General features: G+C 67.9%; 18 protein-coding genes and 1 pseudogene. 9 read left to right on the forward strand and 10 right to left on the reverse strand.

The annotated features are described in order from the left end of the window. The first annotated feature begins 115 nt into the window (after positions 1-115). From msrB to BJF87_RS04090, 3 genes are all read left to right on the forward strand, one after another. Positions 116-589 (forward strand): peptide-methionine (R)-S-oxide reductase MsrB, encoded by a 474-nt coding sequence (gene msrB / locus BJF87_RS04080; RefSeq protein WP_006359849.1) that lies wholly within the window; start codon positions 116-118, stop codon positions 587-589. Next, complete coding sequence (msrA, locus tag BJF87_RS04085; RefSeq protein WP_006359848.1) at positions 586-1,134, forward strand: peptide-methionine (S)-S-oxide reductase MsrA; 549 nt, start codon at positions 586-588, stop codon at positions 1,132-1,134. Before msrB ends, msrA begins: the two co-directional genes overlap by 4 nt. A 147-nt stretch (positions 1,135-1,281) precedes the next feature. Further along, on the forward strand, positions 1,282-2,232 hold the full coding sequence (locus BJF87_RS04090) for a PfkB family carbohydrate kinase (protein ID WP_075862707.1): 951 nt from the start codon (positions 1,282-1,284) through the stop codon (positions 2,230-2,232). Here the strand turns inward: BJF87_RS04090 and BJF87_RS04095 are convergent. Then, positions 2,229-2,861, reverse strand: coding sequence for a flavin reductase family protein (locus BJF87_RS04095; RefSeq protein WP_006359846.1), 633 nt, complete (start codon positions 2,859-2,861; stop codon positions 2,229-2,231). The genes BJF87_RS04090 and BJF87_RS04095 overlap by 4 nt on opposite strands. 55 nt (positions 2,862-2,916) lie before the next feature. Between BJF87_RS04095 and BJF87_RS04100 the strand changes: the two genes are divergently transcribed. Further along, entirely contained in the window at positions 2,917-3,666 is a 750-nt protein-coding gene (locus BJF87_RS04100) for a tyrosine-protein phosphatase (protein WP_084813144.1), read from the forward strand. A 134-nt stretch (positions 3,667-3,800) separates the two neighbouring features. Further along, on the forward strand, positions 3,801-4,145 hold the full coding sequence (locus BJF87_RS04105) for a DUF2470 domain-containing protein (protein WP_230461847.1): 345 nt from the start codon (positions 3,801-3,803) through the stop codon (positions 4,143-4,145). On the opposite strand, the gene BJF87_RS04110 is transcribed toward BJF87_RS04105, so the two are convergent. The 6 genes from BJF87_RS04110 to BJF87_RS04135 form a co-directional block, all read right to left on the reverse strand. Further along, positions 4,146-5,384: an acetyl-CoA C-acetyltransferase gene (locus BJF87_RS04110; RefSeq protein WP_075862679.1), complete on the reverse strand. Its 1,239-nt coding sequence runs from the start codon at positions 5,382-5,384 to the stop codon at positions 4,146-4,148. Further along, a complete protein-coding gene (locus tag BJF87_RS04115; RefSeq protein ID WP_075862680.1) occupies positions 5,381-7,078 on the reverse strand; it encodes an AMP-binding protein in 1,698 nt (565 codons plus the stop codon). Before BJF87_RS04115 ends, BJF87_RS04110 begins: the two co-directional genes overlap by 4 nt. Continuing rightward, on the reverse strand, positions 7,075-7,947 hold the full coding sequence (locus tag BJF87_RS04120; RefSeq protein ID WP_075862681.1) for an alpha/beta fold hydrolase: 873 nt from the start codon (positions 7,945-7,947) through the stop codon (positions 7,075-7,077). The genes BJF87_RS04115 and BJF87_RS04120 overlap by 4 nt, the downstream gene beginning before the upstream one ends. Then, on the reverse strand, positions 7,944-8,678 hold the full coding sequence (locus BJF87_RS04125; RefSeq protein WP_006359840.1) for a hypothetical protein: 735 nt from the start codon (positions 8,676-8,678) through the stop codon (positions 7,944-7,946). Before BJF87_RS04125 ends, BJF87_RS04120 begins: the two co-directional genes overlap by 4 nt. Next, positions 8,675-9,868, reverse strand: coding sequence for an acyl-CoA dehydrogenase family protein (locus tag BJF87_RS04130; protein WP_075862682.1), 1,194 nt, complete (start codon positions 9,866-9,868; stop codon positions 8,675-8,677). Before BJF87_RS04130 ends, BJF87_RS04125 begins: the two co-directional genes overlap by 4 nt. Before the next feature lie 83 nt (positions 9,869-9,951). Then, positions 9,952-10,575: a TetR/AcrR family transcriptional regulator gene (locus tag BJF87_RS04135; RefSeq protein WP_075862683.1), complete on the reverse strand. Its 624-nt coding sequence runs from the start codon at positions 10,573-10,575 to the stop codon at positions 9,952-9,954. Between the two features lie 119 nt (positions 10,576-10,694). Between BJF87_RS04135 and BJF87_RS04140 the strand changes: the two genes are divergently transcribed. Further along, a complete protein-coding gene (locus tag BJF87_RS04140) occupies positions 10,695-11,183 on the forward strand; it encodes a nuclear transport factor 2 family protein (protein WP_075862684.1) in 489 nt (162 codons plus the stop codon). Positions 11,184-11,237: 54 nt separating this feature from the next. Continuing rightward, positions 11,238-12,050, forward strand: coding sequence for a mycofactocin-coupled SDR family oxidoreductase (locus BJF87_RS04145; RefSeq protein ID WP_075862685.1), 813 nt, complete (start codon positions 11,238-11,240; stop codon positions 12,048-12,050). 15 nt (positions 12,051-12,065) lie between these two features. Here BJF87_RS04145 and BJF87_RS04150 read toward each other — a convergent pair whose 3' ends face one another. Next, a complete protein-coding gene (locus tag BJF87_RS04150; RefSeq protein ID WP_075862686.1) occupies positions 12,066-13,073 on the reverse strand; it encodes a LacI family DNA-binding transcriptional regulator in 1,008 nt (335 codons plus the stop codon). Positions 13,074-13,208: 135 nt separating this feature from the next. Between BJF87_RS04150 and BJF87_RS04155 the strand changes: the two genes are divergently transcribed. Then, entirely contained in the window at positions 13,209-14,381 is a 1,173-nt protein-coding gene (locus tag BJF87_RS04155; protein WP_075862687.1) for an acyl-CoA dehydrogenase family protein, read from the forward strand. Continuing rightward, the gene (locus tag BJF87_RS04160; protein WP_006358184.1) at positions 14,378-15,514 is read left to right on the forward strand and encodes a CaiB/BaiF CoA-transferase family protein; all 1,137 of its coding nucleotides are present in this window, start codon (positions 14,378-14,380) and stop codon (positions 15,512-15,514) included. The genes BJF87_RS04155 and BJF87_RS04160 overlap by 4 nt, the downstream gene beginning before the upstream one ends. 94 nt (positions 15,515-15,608) lie before the next feature. Here the strand turns inward: BJF87_RS04160 and BJF87_RS04165 are convergent. Further along, positions 15,609-16,250 (reverse strand): annotated as a pseudogene (locus tag BJF87_RS04165) (hypothetical protein); the annotation flags it as partial. A gap of 47 nt (positions 16,251-16,297) precedes the next feature. Beyond that, entirely contained in the window at positions 16,298-17,290 is a 993-nt protein-coding gene (locus BJF87_RS04170; protein ID WP_075862688.1) for an isopenicillin N synthase family oxygenase, read from the reverse strand. Positions 17,291-17,387: the final 97 nt, after the last annotated feature.

The following is a 17,387-nucleotide window of genomic DNA, read 5'->3' on the forward strand; positions in this document are numbered from 1 at the left end:
GATCTCGGACGCCGGAGAGGACGCGGGACCAAATCACGACCCCGCGTTGTTGTGCACGGTGACGCCGGACGAGCTCCGCCAGACCGACGAGCGGCCGGCGTCGACAGGAGGAATCGTGAGCAACGAATACCGCAAGACGCCCGAGGCCTTGAACCGCCTCACCGACGCGCAGTTCCGCGTCACCCAGCGCGACGGCACCGAGCGCGCCTTCGACAACGAGTACTGGGACAACCACGAGCCCGGCATCTACGTCGACGTCGTCTCAGGACAGCCGCTGTTCTCATCGACCGACAAGTACGACAGCGGCACCGGATGGCCGAGTTTCACCAGGCCCATCGACGACGCCGCGGTGACCACCAAGACCGATCGGACCCTGTGGATGCGCCGCACCGAGGTGCGTTCGTCGGGCGCCGACAGCCACCTCGGCCACGTCTTCGACGACGGTCCACGAGATGCCGGCGGACAGCGTTACTGCATGAATTCGGCTGCGCTGCGCTTCATCCCGGTTCGTGACCTCGAGGCCGAGGGATACGGCGAGTACACCGAGCTGTTCCCCACCACAACCCACACCGAAGAGGAGACCGCATGACCATCGACACCGGTCAGATCACCGTCCGTCCCGGCACCGAGACCGCAGTCCTCGCCGGCGGATGTTTCTGGGGGATGGAGGACCTGATCCGCAAGCAGCCGGGAGTCCTCGACACCCGCGTCGGCTACACCGGCGGACAGAACGACCACGCCACCTACCGCAACCATCCCGGCCATGCGGAGGCCGTCGAGATCGTCTTCGACCCGAACGAGACGACCTACCGGGACATCCTGGCCTTCTTCTTCCAGATCCACGATCCGACGACCCGCGATCGTCAGGGCAACGACGTCGGGACGAGCTACCGCTCGGCGATCTTCCCGTTGGGTCCGGAGCAGGAGCAGGTGGCCCGGGACACGATCGCCGACGTGGATGCGTCGGGTCTGTGGCCGGGGCCGGCCGTCACGACCATCGAACCGGCGGGTCCGTTCTGGGAGGCCGAACCCGAGCACCAGGACTACCTGCTCAACTACCCGAACGGCTACACCTGCCATTTCCCGCGTGCGGGCTGGGTGCTGCCGAAGCGAGGTGCGTCGACCACGCCGTGATCCACCAGGGCCGGTCGAGGCCGGTGGATCGGTGGAGATGAGATGGATTGACAGGTGACGCGATGAGATGCGGGATCGACAGCAGATAGGCGACGAGGCGAGGTGCCACAATCGGGCCAGACGACCGGGCTGACCGAAGGCGCTGACATGACCGATGCCGACGCGGCGAAGGTGCTCGTGATCGGGGCCGTGAACGTCGACCTGGTCGTCGCAGCCGAACGACTCCCGGGGCCCGGGGAGACCGTCGTCGGGCCGGACGTGAGCAGTCACGGAGGCGGCAAGGGTGCCAATGCCGCGGTGGCGGCGGCGCGCGCCGGAGCCGTCGTCCGGTACTGCGGTGCGGTCGGTGACGACGAGATGGGTGCGGGCGCACTCGGTGAGTTGGCGGAGGAGGGCATCGACGTCACCGAGGTTTCCCGCATCGACGGCGTCTCCACCGGCGCGGCGCTGATCGTGGTCGACCCGTCCGGTGAGAACCAGATTGCGGTGGGGGCCGGAGCAAACGCCCGGGTCGCTGCGGATGATGTGCGTGCAGCCGTGGCCCGCGCGGCGGACTGGGGTGCCGGATGCGTCCTGACCAGTACCGAGATAACCCCCGACGCCGCGGTTGCCGCAGTGAAAGCTGCTGCAGAGCACGGCATCACATGTGTGGTGAATCCGGCGCCGGTCCTCGACGAACTCGTCGGGGTGCTCTCGGTTCCGGACATCCTCACGCCGAACTCCTCGGAACTGCGCGACCTGTACGCGCGAACCCTGTCCGAAGGTCGGCACGACCCCACCGAAGCCGAGATGGCCACGGCGCTGGCCGAACACCTCGACGTCACCGTCGTGGTCACGCTGGGTGCCGATGGAGTACTGGTCGTCGACCGTTCCGGCGCGACGTCGGTGCCGGCGGGTGAGGTCGAGTCGGTGGTCGACACGACCGGCGCCGGCGACACGTTCAACGGTGTACTGGCCGCTTCGCTGGCGGCCGGGCACGACCTCGTCACGGCCGCGCGGCGCAGTGCAGCAGCGGCGTCGCTGTCGGTGGCTCACGTCGGAGCCCGAACCGGGATGCCGACCGCCGAGGCTCTCGAGCGCGCCCCGTCGGGAAGCTAGCGCGACAGGGGTTTCGGACGTTCCATGTAGCGGTGGTGATCATTGCTCGGCAGGAAGTAGTCACCCCGGCCGCCGGCGCGCAGCAGCGGGCGTGCACGGGCGGTGTCGTAGACCAGGTCGTCGCCGAGCAGCTCCGTCGCGATGTGCACCTTCACGACCTCGCCGAGAACCATCCAGGAGTCCACGGACTCTCCTGCGGCCGAACGCAATTGGAAGGTATCGGTGACCAGGCATTCGAACGTGACGGGGCTCTCGGCGACCCGGGCCGGGCGCACGAGTTCGGAGTCGAGGGCCGTGAGTCCGGCGTGCTCGAACTCATCGGTGTCCGCGGGGAGTGCGGCCGAGGTGGCGTTCATCTTCTCGCCGATCGAATCGGTCGCGAGGTTCCACACGAACTCGCCGGTCGACTTCGCGTTGGCGACAGTGTCTTTCCATCCGACGCTGGCGAATCCGATGATCGGCGGGGTGTAGTTGAACAGGTTGAAGAAGCTGTAGGGGGCGAGGTTTCGCACCCCGGCGTCGGACACCGTGGAGATCCAGCCGATCGGACGCGGCGCGATGATCGCGTTGAGAGGGTCGTGAGCGAGACGATGCCCCTCGGCGGGGGCGTACGAGTGGAACTGGACCATCGCTTCACCGTACGTGACCGGGGTACGGTGATCCGGACATGGACCGGGCGAGACGATGGGGGCCGGAGTGACCTTCTCCACTGCTGGTGAGCGCGATTCCGACCGGGTTCGGCGTTCTCTCGCGAACATCCGCGACCTCGGTGGGCTGCCGCTCGTCTCCGGCGGAACGACCTCGCCCGGGGTTCTGATCCGCAGCGACGCGCCGTATCCGGACGACGACGATCCCGTCGGTGTGCCGTGGCCGCCGTCGACCGTGGTCGACCTGCGCGATCCGTCCGAGTCGGGTGCGGTGCGGGTGACGTGGCCGGCCGAGGTGCGGTTGGTGCACCGGCAGGTGTCCTCGGGGGCCCGCATTGACCGCCTCGCCGACACCGCGCTGACCGACATCTACACCGCCATGATGCAAACCGGCGGGGATCGGCTGACGGCGGCCCTCAACGCTTTCGACCCGGCCGGCCCGACCCTTGTCCACTGCGCGGCCGGTAAGGACCGCACGGGCGTGATCGTTGCGATCGCCGAACTCCTCGCCGGTGTCGAGGAAGCCGCGATCGTCGCCGATTATCAGCGGACCGAGCAGAACATCGCCGGGGTCCTGGCGCGACTGCAGCACCGCGACCGGGTACCGAGAGGCATGTCGCTCGATGCACCGATCCTGCGCACGCCGCGGGAGGCGATCGATCTCGTCGTCGACGCCGTGACCGGGCACCGGGGTGGCCCGTGGGGCTGGTTCGAGGCGAACGGCGGCGACGTCGGGCATTTCGAGGGCTGGGTGACGCGATTCGCGCCCGGCGCAGCACCCGGGTAGGACGATTCCGCAGTCGGCCCGTCGGGCGTCAAGGGGTGGGCGCCCGACGGGCCTGGCGGAGAAACGTCGGGGTGGTGCATTTCTCCGCGAGGCGTATGCCCGACGCTCAGCCGCGTCAAACACTCGAGATACCAATGAAGATCCAACGAATCGGAAAGCAGGTCCATATGCCCGGTCACGACGACGCACGGCCGTTCCCCGAGGACGTTGTCGCCGGCGTGCTCGCGCACATGAACGGCGACCACGCCGACGACTCGCTGGTCATCTGCAAGGCACTCGGCGAACGGCCGGATGCGATCGCTGCGGTGATGACCGGCTTCGACGACCGGGTCGCGATCTTCGACGTCACGGTCCCCGAAGGCGCCGTGGAGATGCGGTTCGAGTGGGATCGTCCCGTGAACGACCGGACCGACGTGCGGAAGGCCGTCGTGGCGATGTTCCGGGACGCGCAGGCCCGGCTCGGTATCAACCCGGCCTGATCACACCCGCTCGAAGATCGCGGTGAGCCCCTGCCCGCCGCCGATGCACATGGTCTCCAGGCCGAAACGTGCCTCACGACGGTCGAGTTCACGCAGCAGAGTCGTCAGAATCCGCACGCCCGTCGCGCCGACCGGATGACCGAGCGAGATTCCCGAACCGTTGACGTTGGTGCGCTCGAAATCGGCGTCGGTGAACTTCCACTCGCGGGTGACGGCCAGAGCCTGAGCAGCGAAGGCCTCGTTGAGTTCGATGAGGTCGATGTCGGACAGGTCGAGGCCTGCGCGGATGAGTGCCTTGGCGGTGGACGGGACGGGGCCGATGCCCATCACCTCGGGTCCGACACCGGCGACCGCCCACGTGACCAGGCGCGCGAGGGGCTTGAGTCCGAGGCGTTCGGCGTTCGCACGCGTGGTCACCAGCGTGGCTGCGGCTCCGTCGTTCTGGCCGCTGGCGTTGCCTGCGGTGACGGTCGCGGCTGGATCGGACTTGCCCATGATCGGCCGGAGGCGAGCCAGTGACTCCAGCGTGGTGTCGGCCCGGGGATGCTCGTCGCGGTCGACGATCTTGTCGTCGCCTTTGCGCTGCGGAACCGACACGGGGACGATCTCTTCCGCGAACTTGCCGCTGTCGATGGCGGCCACGGCGCGTCGATGCGATTCGACGGCGAGCGCGTCCTGCTCCTGACGCGGGATCGAGTATTCGCGCCGAAGGTTCTCCGCGGTCTCGAGCATCCCGCCGGGAACCGGATGGTTCTTACCGCCCGACGTGACGCGGCCACGCGCCAGGCGATCGTGCAGAGTTGCCGGCGCACCCTTGGCGCCCCACCGCATCGACTCGGTGTAATACTCTGCGCGACTCATGGATTCGACGCCACCGGCAATAACCAGGTCGGCGACCCCGGTCTGGATGCGCATCGCGGCGTCGAGAACCGCCTGCAGGCCCGAGCCGCAGCGGCGGTCGAGCTGCGATCCCGGCACGGTGATGGGGAGTCCCGCGTCGAGTGCGGCGACGCGCCCGATCGCCGGCGCCTCACCGTTCGGATAGCACTGACCGAAGATCACGTCGTCGATGCTCGAGGGATCGATCTCGGTGCGTCGCAACAGCTCCGAGAGAACAGTCGCAGCCAGCTCGGTGGCGGGTACGTCGACGAACGATCCGCCGTACCGTCCCACGGGAGTGCGGAGCGGCTCACAGATGACGACGTCGTCGGCTGCGGGTGGTGGCGTGGTGACGGTCATGCGGGTGTTCCTTTGCGGTAGTCCACTTCCTGGCCGGACCATCGCTGCGCCCACTCGCGCAGTTCGACGGCCCGGATCTTGGTTCCGTTGCCGCCCACCGTGGTCGGCATCCGCTCGATGACGTGTACGGCCGCGGGCACTTTGAATGCGGCCAGGCGATCACGGCACCAGGTCTTCAACGACGAGGCGTCGAGGTCTGCGCCGTCATCGACCGGAACGACGAAGGCCACGGCCTCGGTGTAACCACCCGAACCGGTGATCCCCACGACCTTCGCGGTCTGTACGTTCTCGTGTTCGGCGAGGCGGTGCTCGATCTCGGCCGGGTCGACGAGGAAACCCCGCAGCCGCAGGACATCTCCCATGCGGCACACGTAGCGGAATCCGCCGGTGTCGAGTGCGCGTGCGAGATCGCCGCTGCGGAACCAGCCGTCCGCGGTGAACGCACGCGCGGCGGCATCCGGGTTGCCGAGATATGCGTCGACGACGTTGGGGCCGCGGAACTGCAGCTCACCCTCCTCGCCGGTGGCCAGGACACGGTCATCGAGCGGATCGACGACGCGTACCTCGATGGCGGACTCGACCGGACGGCCACCGCCGTTCCAGCGCACCGACTCCGGGTCGTCGGACGACCAGAGCAGCGCGAGGGCGAAGACCTCCGACGAGCCGAAGACGCCGGTCGTCTCGGCTCCGGCCTCGTCGCGTACCCAACGCGCGATGTCGTGGGAGCGGCCGAGGAAGTCGGCGATGCCCAGCCACCGCAACGTGGTCAGATCCGCTCGCCGGCCCTCATGCCAGGTGTCGAACAGGCGCCCGAAAAGATCGTCACCGCCGACGATGTGGGTGACGCGCAGCGACTCCACCCTCTCCAGGGTGGCCGCGGCGTCGAAGACGGGCTCCATCAGGATGGCTGCGCCACCCGCGAGACCGGCCATGGCAGTGCTGAATCCGAAGACACCGGACACCGGAAGGACGCCGAGGATCACGTCTCCCTCGCGGACCCCCATGATCACGGAGTCGGCATGCGCATGCCGGACCACGGCCGAATCCCGGTGTGCGGCGAGCTTCGGTGTCCCGGTCGAGCCGGAGGTCGTGAACGCGACCGCGAGCTCGCCGGTGTCTGCGGCACGGTCGCCCGCCGGGGTCCACGCCGTCGTCGACGGGGTCGCAGGTGCGGAAACGCCGGTGGTGTCGCCGCTTCCGGCGATCCAGGCCCCGGCGCCGAGGTCGAAGTCGGCCGCCGCTGCCCGTGGAGACAGAGGCCCGGGAACGACCGCGATCGCCGGGACGGGGTCGGCCGTCGAGCTCGCCTCGCGCAGGGTGCCGAAGACGTCGAGTCCGTGGAACTCCGCGGGGACGGCGACCACCGCCGGTCGCGCCGAGGTGAGGATGTGCATGACCTCGCCGACGTTGTACCGGGTGTTGACCCCGATGACATGCGCGCCGAGAGCTGATGCGGCGAACTGCCAGACCAGCGCGTCGGACCAGTTGGGCAGGTACACCGCCAGGCACTGGCCGCGGCGGACGCCGATGCGGGACAGCTCTTCCCGCAGCTGGTCGACACGGCGGCCGAGGTCGGCTCGGGTGAGGGTGATGACCTCGCCGCCGGCGACGTCCATCGCGACCGGACTGTCGGGGGACTCGTGGACGAGATCGGCGAGCATCCCGGCGAGCGTGGGATGGGTCGTGACGGTCATGACACGGCCTCCGGGGTGCGGGTGCCGGCCGGCAGGGATCGGAGCCAGGCGTCAGCGCGGGCACCGAAGTCGGGGAGCTCTTCCATCGGGTAGTGGCCGTACCCGGCCAGCTCGGTGAACTGCGCACGCGGACCGTCGAGTTCGTTGATCTCGTCGGCGGCGCGACGGACGGCGTCGACGCTGATCCACGGGTCGTCGGCGCCGCAGATCAGATGCAGCCCACAGGTGAGGTCGGTGAGCCGGTCGCGGACGTCGTGGCTGCCCCAGCCGATGAGGTCCGACGACGAGATCTCCGGGTCCTCGCGTTTGTGCATGAGGCCGATGAGATGTGCCTGTGCGGCGGGTACCGCCCGCCCGACGGACGCGAGACTGCCGAGGTACGTGCGCTCCGCACGCGCCGGTCCGGCCACATCCTCGAGTTCGCGTCGCAGGCCGGCGATCTTGACCCGGCCAGGCCCGGTCTCGGCGGCCATCGCGACGGCCCCGGCGAGCGGATACTCGGGCCGCGTCGCCAGTTCCAGCGTGAGTTTCCCGCCGATGGAGCAGCCGATCACATAAGGACGCTCGATGCCCAGCTGCTGCAGGACGGCGGTCAACCAGTCCGCGTAGTCGACGAGGTTGGTGATCGGGCCCGTCGGGCAGGGTTCGGAACGGCCGTGGCCCGGCAGGTCCGGCACGACGACGCGGTACCCGCAGTCGGCGATGTCCTGTGCGGCACGGCGCCATTGGACGCCGCTCTGCCCCGCGGTGTGAATGCACAGCACGGTCGGGGTGTCGCCGTTGCATTCCCCGGAGGACGTGGAACCGGCGGTGACGATCTCGACGAACGCCAGGGCGCCTTGGATCTCGAGGTAGCGTGCCTCGATCATGAGTGCACCTCCCGTGCCAATGCACGCGCGTTCTGGATGATCGCGTGCAACGGCTTGGTCAATCTCAGGTACTCGTAACCGTTTCCGGCGGAGGAGAACTCTCCTCGGAGGGCGCGGCGCATGAAGTCGTCCGAGTCGGACAGCAGGAGATCCACCCAGGTGGCGGGGGAGGTCTCGAAGGTGAAGGTGGCACCCAGCGGGGCGCGCCGTGTGACGTCGATGACCTGTCCCTTGTAGATGCGGAGGTGCACCTCGCGCTCGCCGCACCGCAGTCCGACGGTGCCGTCCCAGGTGGAGACCGACGAGGTGAACGCGGCGTCCCGGTGCAGGCGAGCGCGCAGTAGCTCACCCCACTCGACCGAGCAGAAGTCGAGGGAGGGCACCGACTCGGGACTGGCCTCGGTACGCCATGTCTCCGTGCCGGATTCGCGAACGCGTCCGGCGTCGTCGACCAGGCGGACCTCCCGGTCGATCCCGTCGGCACCGACTCTGGTCACCACGGTGGTCGCATGGACGTGGTCGGATTCCGCGATGGGGGCGGTTGCCGACCAGGTGATGGCGACACGTTCCGCGCACGGAACCGCGTCGGTCAGATACTCGGCGACGACCATCCCGAAAGACTGTGAACGAGAGGGGATGCGGAGTCCGTGACGGTCGAGGACATCGGCGACCAGACGGGTTCGGGTGGAGGTGCGGACTCCGACGCGGAGCGAGGCGATGGCGGTGGTCATGACCCGGCCCTGCCCAGCAGCTCGTCGGAGATGATCCGCATCTGGATCTCGCTGGTGCCCTCGAAGATCTTGGTGAGACGTGCGTCGCGCCAATGTCGTTCGACCTGGAAATCGGTGGTGTAGCCGGCGCCACCATGGATCTGGACGGCCTCACTCGTCACCCGTTCGGCCATCTCGGTGGCGACGAGCTTGCACATCGACGCCTCGAGCGAGCACCGCCGGCCGGTGTCGATGTCGGTGGCGACCGAGTACATGAGTTGCCGCGCCGCCTCGATGTCTGCGGCCATCGTGGCGATCTTGAAACGCAGGTGCTGGAAGTCCGCGAGTTCGTGGCCGAACTGCTTGCGGGTGTGCATGTAGGCGATGGAGTCCTCGAGTGCGGCGCGGGCCAGGCCGATGGCACGGGCGGCGGTGTGGGCACGCCCGACCTCCAGTCCGCTGACCGCGAGGTAGAAGCCCTTGCCCTCCTCGCCGAGCATCCGGTCGGCCGGGATGCGGAAGTCGTCGAAGGACAGTTCCCAGGTGCTCCAACCGAAGTAGCCGATCTTGCGGACCTTGGTGCCGGAGATGCCCTCGGGGAACTCGCCGCGTTCCTTCTCGACGAGGAAGGCGCTGATACCGCGGTGGGGCTTGGCCGGGTCCTTGTTGGGATCGGTGCGGGCGAACAGGACCAGGTAGTCGGCCTCGTCGGCGTAGGTGCACCACATCTTGGTGCCGTTGACGACCCACTCGTCGCCGTCGCGTGTCGCCCGGCACGAGATGTTGGCGACGTCCGACCCCGCCTCCGCCTCGGAAAGTGCATAGGCGCCCAGGTATTCGCCGCGCGCCACGCGGGGCAGCATCGCGGCCTCCTGCTCAGGGGTGAAACCGCCGCCCATACCGTTGCCGCGCGCCAGCAGGCCGGACACGCTCATCCACGCACGTGAGAGTTCCTCGGCGACAAGGCAGTACTCGAAGACTCCGAGGCCGAGGCCCCCGTACTCCTCCGGGATCATGATGCCGAAGAACCCGACCTCGGCCATTGCCTTCTTGAGCGTGTCGGGAATGGTGCCCTGGACGGGGTCGAGTTCGTTGGCAACCGGCAGGACCTGCTTCATCGCGAAATCGCGGGCGAGGTCGCGGATCGCGATGCGCTCCTCGGTCAGGTGGCGCGGGCTGTCGGTCCGGGGTTGTGACGGCCGATGGGTCATGGCCTTCTCCTAGTGAATGCGGGCCGGAGTGATCGGGTCGGCCTGATCGCTCGTTAACGGTCGTTCACCATTAGAGCACCGGGTCAGGCCCGGGTCAATGGGTTGAGCGGGGTCCGGTATCCGACGAGGTTGAGTGCGTACTGCCCGTAGTCGTCGGCGACCTGGGTTGCGGTCCGGGGGCCGTCCGGTCGGAACCACACCGGGATGCCGGCGCACATCAGCAGTACGGCCGTAACCGCCTGATGGACTCTGTCGACGTGGAAAAGTCCCTGTTCGACCGCCCTTTCGGCGATGTCGACGAACTGCTGCTCCTGGGCGTCGCGGGACCCGACCACCCGCTTGCGATCGATCTCGCCCAGATAGCGCAGCTCCGTGTTCGCGACAAGGCACTCGCGCGGTCTCTGGGCGGTGTACAGCGCATGGGCGACGACCGCCGCGCGCCACTGTTCGGCGGGATCCTTGCCGGCCCGGCGGATCGCGTTGCGGGTCGCGGTGAACTGTTCGTCGCTCGCGGTTCGCAGGATCTCGACCAGCAGATCGGACTTGTTCTCGAAATGGTTGTAGACGTTGGCGGCGCTACAACCTGCACGATTGCCGATGGTTCGCATCGTCGCACCGTGAAAACCGGCCGTGTAGAACTCGTCGAGCGCGGCGTCGAGGATGCGGTCGTGGGATGCTGCGGTCGGCGAAGGCGATCGGGTGTTCATGTGCACAGACTAGGGCGATGCAGTTTCACCAGCAATGATGAAGGCAGGCCGCTCGGTTGACCTGCCTATGCCTCGCGCTTATGGTGTGGATCACGTGAACGAACGTTAATGGAGGAATCATGACCACCGAGTCCGAGCTGGCGTCGCGGCTCGCCCGTCTGGAAGACATCGAGGCCATCCGCACGCTCGACGCCCGGTACTGCCGCCACCTCGACGACGGCAACTGGGACGAATTGATGGCACTGTTCACCGAAGACGGGGAGTTCGACGGCTTGTCGAACCCGCGGGGCAAGGCCGAGATGCGGGCGTTCTTCGCCGGCCTGGCCGACGGTGGCCTCACCTCGTTCTGGCACTTCATCACGAACCTCGAGATCGACATCGACGGTGACATGGCGACGGCGCGATCGTTCCTCTGGCAGCCGTGCGTTCTCGACGGCGTCGCCTCGATCGCCGCGGGCCGATACACCGACACGCTGGTCAAGCAGGACGGGCACTGGTTGTACCGGGTCAAGAAGGTCCGCTTCCACTTCTTCGGACCCCTCGCCGATGGCTGGGACGAGAACCTTTTCGCCCTCGACTCCGCCCGCGCGGCCGCCGTCAATCCGTAGAGTCGCGCCGAGGGGGCCCGATCGGGTTCCGGCATCCGGCGGACAGGGAGTGGCATGGGACGGCTGGCAGACAAGGTCGCGTTCATCACCGGCGTTGCCCGGGGGCAGGGGCGGGCGCACGCGGTGCGAATGGCCTCGGAAGGGGCGCACATCGTCGGCGTCGACCTCGCCGGACCACTGCCGGGCGTGCCCTACGACTCGGCGACCGAGGACGATCTCGCCGAGACCCGGCGACTCGTCGAAGATCTGGGCGCCAAGGCGATTCTGACCCGGTGCGACACCCGCGATCTGGACGGACTCCGCGCGGCGGTCGGCGAGGGGGTGGAGGCACTCGGCGGACTCGACGTCGTGGTCGCCAACGCGGGGATCTGTATCCCCGAGACCTGGGACGAGGTGTCCCCGGAGAGCTTTCGCGACACCATGGACATCAACGTGACCGGCGTGTGGAACACGGTTACCGCGGCGGCTCCCCACCTCATCGACCGCGGCGGGGGATCGGTCATCCTGATCAGCTCCCTGGCGGGAAAGAAGCTGCAGCCGTTCATGGTCCACTACACGACAAGCAAACACGCCCTGGTCGGGATGTCGCGCGCCTTCGCTGCGGAGTTGGGGCAGTACGACATCCGCGTCAACACCGTGCATCCGGGTGCGGTCATCACGCCGATGGGCTCGGGCCGCATGGTCGAGCGGATCGAGGAGACCAACAAGGCCAACCCGCGCCTCGCCGGTATGGGGATGACCTTCCTGAACCAGTTCGCCGCAGAGGCGGGCGAGGTCGCGAACGCGGTGGCCTTCCTCGCGTCGGACGAGTCGAAATTCATCACCGCAGAGGAGATCTCGATCGACGGCGGCGCACAGCACTTCTAGCTGCTCCCGCGACTTCTAGGTGGTGCCGCGGACCACCAGCTCGACCGGCAGACGTCGCGACTCCACGTCACGTCCCGCCGTCAGATCCAAGAGTCCACGGACCGCGGTCTGGCCGATCTCCAGGGCGGGGGAGTGGATCGTCGTGAGCGGTACGGGAAGCTGCGCGGCGATCGGGATGTCGTTGTAGCCCACGAGTGCCAAGTCCTCGGGGATTCGCAGCCCGAGGTCGCGAGCGACGCCGAGGACGCCGACGGCGATGGTGTCGGACACCGCGAAGATCGCTCTCGGCCGGTCCGGTGCGTCGAGCAGAATCCGCCCCGCCTCGGTGCCCCCGCGCACCTCGAAACTGGACGGAACGATCCGATGGTCGGGGAGCTCGATCCCCGCCGCGGCGGTCTCGGATCGGAAGCCGGCCAGCCGATCCGTCGCCGTCGTGGCGTGGGCGGGGCCGGCGATCACCGCGAGGTCGGTGTACCCGCGATCGATCAGATGGCGTGCGGCAAGCGCGCCGCCGCGCACGTCGTCGCCGCCGACGAACGGGAGCCCGGCATCGGTGTGCCGGGTCAGCGTCATCATCGGCACGTCCCCGACGCGCAGGGACGCGATGAATTCCTTGCCCGGTCGGTGCAGCCCGCTGAGCAGGAGGCCGTCGACCTGACGTCCCACGAGCAGTTCGATGGCCGCGCGCTGGGCTTCCGGGTCGTCGGGCGGGCTGGACAGCAGCACCGAGTAGCCGGCCCGCGTCGCTTCCTCCTCGATGCCCTGATAGGTGGTGGCGACCACGCCGTCGGTCAGGCGGGTCATCACGACGCCGAGCGTGGTGGTCTTGCGGGTCCGCAGACTCGCCGCCCAGAGATTGCGCTGGTAGCCCAGCTCATCGGCGACCTCGCGAACCCGCAGTGCCGACTCCGACCAGCCGTCGGCGGGTTCGGACTGTCGCAGCACCCGAGACGCCGTCGACACGTGGACACCCGCAGCTTTCGCGATCTCCTTGAGGGTCGGCGTTCGCTGACCTCCGGCCACGCTGGTCCCCCATCCTGTCGGTAGCACTGTTGACGCTGCGCGTTCGAGCACCTACGGTAGCTCATGCAAACGTTCTCGCAAACGTTCTCGCTGAACTTGTACCATCAGTTACAGGCCCGACCCCCGGAGGTTCCGATGTCCCGACCCAGCACCCTGGCGCAGCTCTTCGCCCTGGACTCGTTGCTCGACGCCGACGAGATCGCGATCCGCGATACCGTCCGTGACTTCGCCAATGCGCGTCTGCGGCCGCATATCGGCGACTGGTTCGAGAACGCCGAGCTGCCGGCGCGGGAGATCGCCAGGGAACTGGGCCAGATCGGTGCGCTCGGCATGCACCTGGAGGGCTACGGTTGCCCGGGCATGAGCGCGACCGCCTACGGCCTGGCCTGCCTCGAACTCGAGGCCGTGGACTCCGGTATCCGCAGCCTCGTGTCGGTGCAGGGCTCGCTCGCGATGTTCTCCATCCACCATTGGGGCTCGGAGGAGCAGAAGAACGAGTGGCTGCCGCGGATGGCTGCCGGTGAGGCGATCGGTTGCTTCGGCCTGACCGAACCCGATTTCGGCTCCAACCCGTCCGGCATGCGCACCAACGCCAAGCGTGACGGCGACGACTGGCTGCTCAACGGCACCAAGATGTGGATCACCAACGGCTCGATCGCCGACGTCGCGGTCGTCTGGGCCCAGACCGACGAGGGTATCCGCGGCTTCGTCGTCCCCACCGACACGCCTGGCTTCTCCGCGCCGGAGATCCACAAGAAGATGTCGCTGCGCGCGTCGGTGACCTCCGAGCTCGTGTTCGACAACGTCCGCTTGCCCGGTTCGGCGATGCTCCCGAAGGCCCAGGGCCTGAGCGGGCCGCTGACCAGCCTCGGCGAGGCCCGCTTCGGCATCATCTTCGGTGCGATCGGCGCTGCCCGCGATTGCCTCGAGACCGCCATCGACTACTCGCAGTCGCGCGAGGTCTTCGACAAGCCGCTCGCCGGTTACCAGATCACCCAGACCAAGATCGCCGACATGGCACTCGAGGTCGGCAAGGGGCACCTGCTGGCCTACCATTTGGGTCGTCTGAAGGACCGCGGTGAGATCCGCCCGGAGCACATCAGCACCGGCAAGCTCAACAACACCCGCGAGGCCATCAAGATCGCCCGTGAATGCCGAACCATCTTGGGCGCCAACGGCATCACGCTCGAGTACCCGGTCATCCGGCATGCCAACAACCTCGAGTCCGTCCTCACCTACGAGGGCACCTCCGAGGTCCACCAGCTCACCATCGGCCGCGCCCTCACCGGCGAAGCCGCCTTCCGGTGAGCGAGCGCGCGGCTCTCGACGGACTCGTCGTCGCCGACTTCGGCCGGGTCCTCGCCGGGCCATACGCGACGATGCTGCTGGCAGACCTGGGTGCCGAGGTCATCAAGATCGAACGACCTGGGATCGGCGACGACACCCGGTCGTGGGGTCCGCCCTGGGTGGGCGAGGCGTCGTCGTACTTCCTGTCGGTCAATCGCAACAAGCGGTCCGTGGCGATCGACCTCTCCGATCCCGCGGGACTCGAGGAGGCACGACGCCTCGTCGATCGGGCCGACGTCGTCGTCGAGAACTTCATGCCGGGCACGATGGATCGCCTCGGACTCGGTTACGACGCCGTCGCCGATCGCCGGCCGGACATCGTCTACTGCTCGGTGACAGGATTCGGCGGGAACAACCAGCTGCCCGGTTACGACCTGCTGATCCAGGCGGTCGGCGGACTGATGAGCATCACCGGTCCCGACCCGCAGACGCCGACCAAGGTGGGCGTCGCGGTCGTCGACGTCATCACGGGATTGCATGCGGCCGTGGGCATCCTGTCCGCGTTGCGGCACCGCGACCGGACCGGGCAAGGACAGCGCATCGAGGTGAACCTGTTGTCGTCGCTGATCTCGGCGCTGGCCAACCAGTCGTCGGGCTACGTGGCGGCAGGCGTGGTTCCGACAGCGATGGGCAACCGGCATCCCAGCATCGCGCCCTACGAGGTGTTCCAGACCGCGGATCGTCCGTTCGTGCTGGCCGTCGGCAACGACCGCCAGTTCGCCGGGCTGTGCGAGGTCCTCGGACGCCCGGACCTACCCGCCGACGAGCGGTATGCGACGAACAGTGCGCGGGTGGCGAATCGGGAGAAGCTGGCGGCGATCCTGAACGAGGCGCTGTCAACGGCGAGCGCGGATCACTGGTTCGACGCACTCACCGCGCGGCGGGTGCCGTGTGGCCCGCTCAACGACATCGCCGACGCCATCGCGCTGGCCGAACGTCTCGGTCTCGATCCGGTTGTGGAGATCGACGATCCGCGCCGGGACTCACCGTTCCGATCGGTGGCCAACCCGATCCGGATGAGCGTCACTCCGCCGAGGTACCGGTCGGCACCACCGCTGCTCGACGAGCACGCCACGGTGTCGGACCTGGTCTGACTCACGCCACAAAACCCACCCTTTTGCGGTCTTTCCACCCTGACAGGACGCGGGGAGGTCTTGCCGAAAAAGGCTGGGTTTGTGGGTGTTCGGTCTAGGCAGAGGCCAGCTCCCGGCTCTCGGCGAGCTCGCGGTAGGCAGCCACGACGACGTCGAGCTGCGCGTGCGAATGCCGGCCGAGTCCGCATTCGGTGGAGATCCCGAAGTTCGGCAGGAAGACCGACGCGATCGAAGCACGCTCGCGGGCACCTTCGGCGCCGTCCTCTGCGTGCAGCAGGCCGAGGAAGATCTCGGTCGACGGCTCGACCGCGAGACTCTGCAACGGTTGCCAGTGCGCACGACGCTTCCAGGCGGCGACGGTCGCGGCGTGGATGGCGTCGATCGGACGGGTCACGTGTCGCGACAGTCCATTCGCGACGGTGACGATGGCCGACGCGTCGCGCGGCAGGATGTGGCGTCCTCCGCGCGCGGCGGCCTCGGCATCCGGCGGATCACCCATGAACGGCGACGCCCCGAACTTCGAGTCGCCGTAGCACAGATGGAAGGTGAGTTCGGCGCCGTCGGGGATCCACGACGCCAGGCGTGCGATCGCCGCGAAGATCGCCTCATGCCCCGCATAAGGATTGGGGAACCAGCCCTCGACGGTGACCAGCTTGGTCGGCAGATCCCACTGGACGGCGAGGTCGGTCGCCGGGATGAGGGAGAAGAGCTTCTCGACGCTCGCCTGTAGCGCACGGGTGCACGGCGTCGAGCAGACAGTTCTGCTCAGCCCGACCGAAAGGCTCAGTACGCCGAAACAGGCTGGGACGGGATGATTCCGTGATGCAACTCGGCAACATCGGGATGGGCGCGGGTGCGCGACTTCCAGGCGTTCTCACCGTAGGTGCTGAAGATCGGGTTGTCCGGATCGGTTTCGACGCCGCGCGACGCTGTCGCCAGTTCGGGCGGGAGGTCGATGATCGGGATGACCTCATCGAGCGCGGGGTTGAGGAAGAACGGGATCGAGACCCGGTCGATCCCGAGGCGGGGCGTGCGGACCCGATGCCGGGTCGCACGGAGGTAGCCCCCGGTCGCGACCTCGAGCAGTTCGCCGATATTGACGATGAACGCGCCCTCGACGGGCGGGACCTCCACCCATCTGCCTGCAGCTGTCTCGACCTCCAGGCCCTCCGAGCCGGGTTCGACGAGTAGCAGGGTGAGGACTCCGGAGTCCTTGTGCGCGCCGACGCCCTGCGTGCTGTCGGCGGTACCCGGGTAGCGCACCACCTTGATCAGCGTGGCCGGCAGCTCCGCGAACGCCGCGTCGAAGAAGGACTCCGGGGCGCCGAGCGACACCGACCAGTGCCGCAGCAACCGCAACCCGACTTCCGACAGTGCAGTGCCCCACTCCTCGAAGGAGGCGCGGAAGCCGGCAGGCGACGAAGGCCAGAGATTCGGTCCCTGCAGCCGCCAGTAGCCCTCGGCGCCGGGGAAGACCGCGCGTTCGGGGCCGATGTCGATCTGCTCGCGCCAATCCACCTTGCCGTTGGTCAGTTCACCACCGAGCCGCGAGTACCCGCGGAACTGTGGGCTCTGGAGCTGACTGATCTCGTTCTTGACTTCGTCGGGCAGTGCGAAGAAGTCGCGTGCCAGCCGCATGACCTCGGTGAGCGACTCGCCCGGCACCCCGTGGCCGGTCAGGTAGAAGAACCCGTGGTCGTGAGCGGCCTCTCGGAGGGCCGCCCGAAAGGTCGTGGGGTCGGTTTCCGCGTCGTCGAGATCGAGGATGGGGAGCATGATGCAAAGCCTGCCAGAGCGACGTACGCGGGCGGAACGTCGTTCAGGGACCGTGAAACCCCGTTCATGAGGTTTACAGGCGCTACGTTGGTATTCG

It is taken from the genome of Gordonia sp. CNJ-863, from assembly GCF_001942325.1.
GTDB classification, from domain to species: Bacteria; Actinomycetota; Actinomycetes; order Mycobacteriales; family Mycobacteriaceae; genus Gordonia; species Gordonia alkanivorans.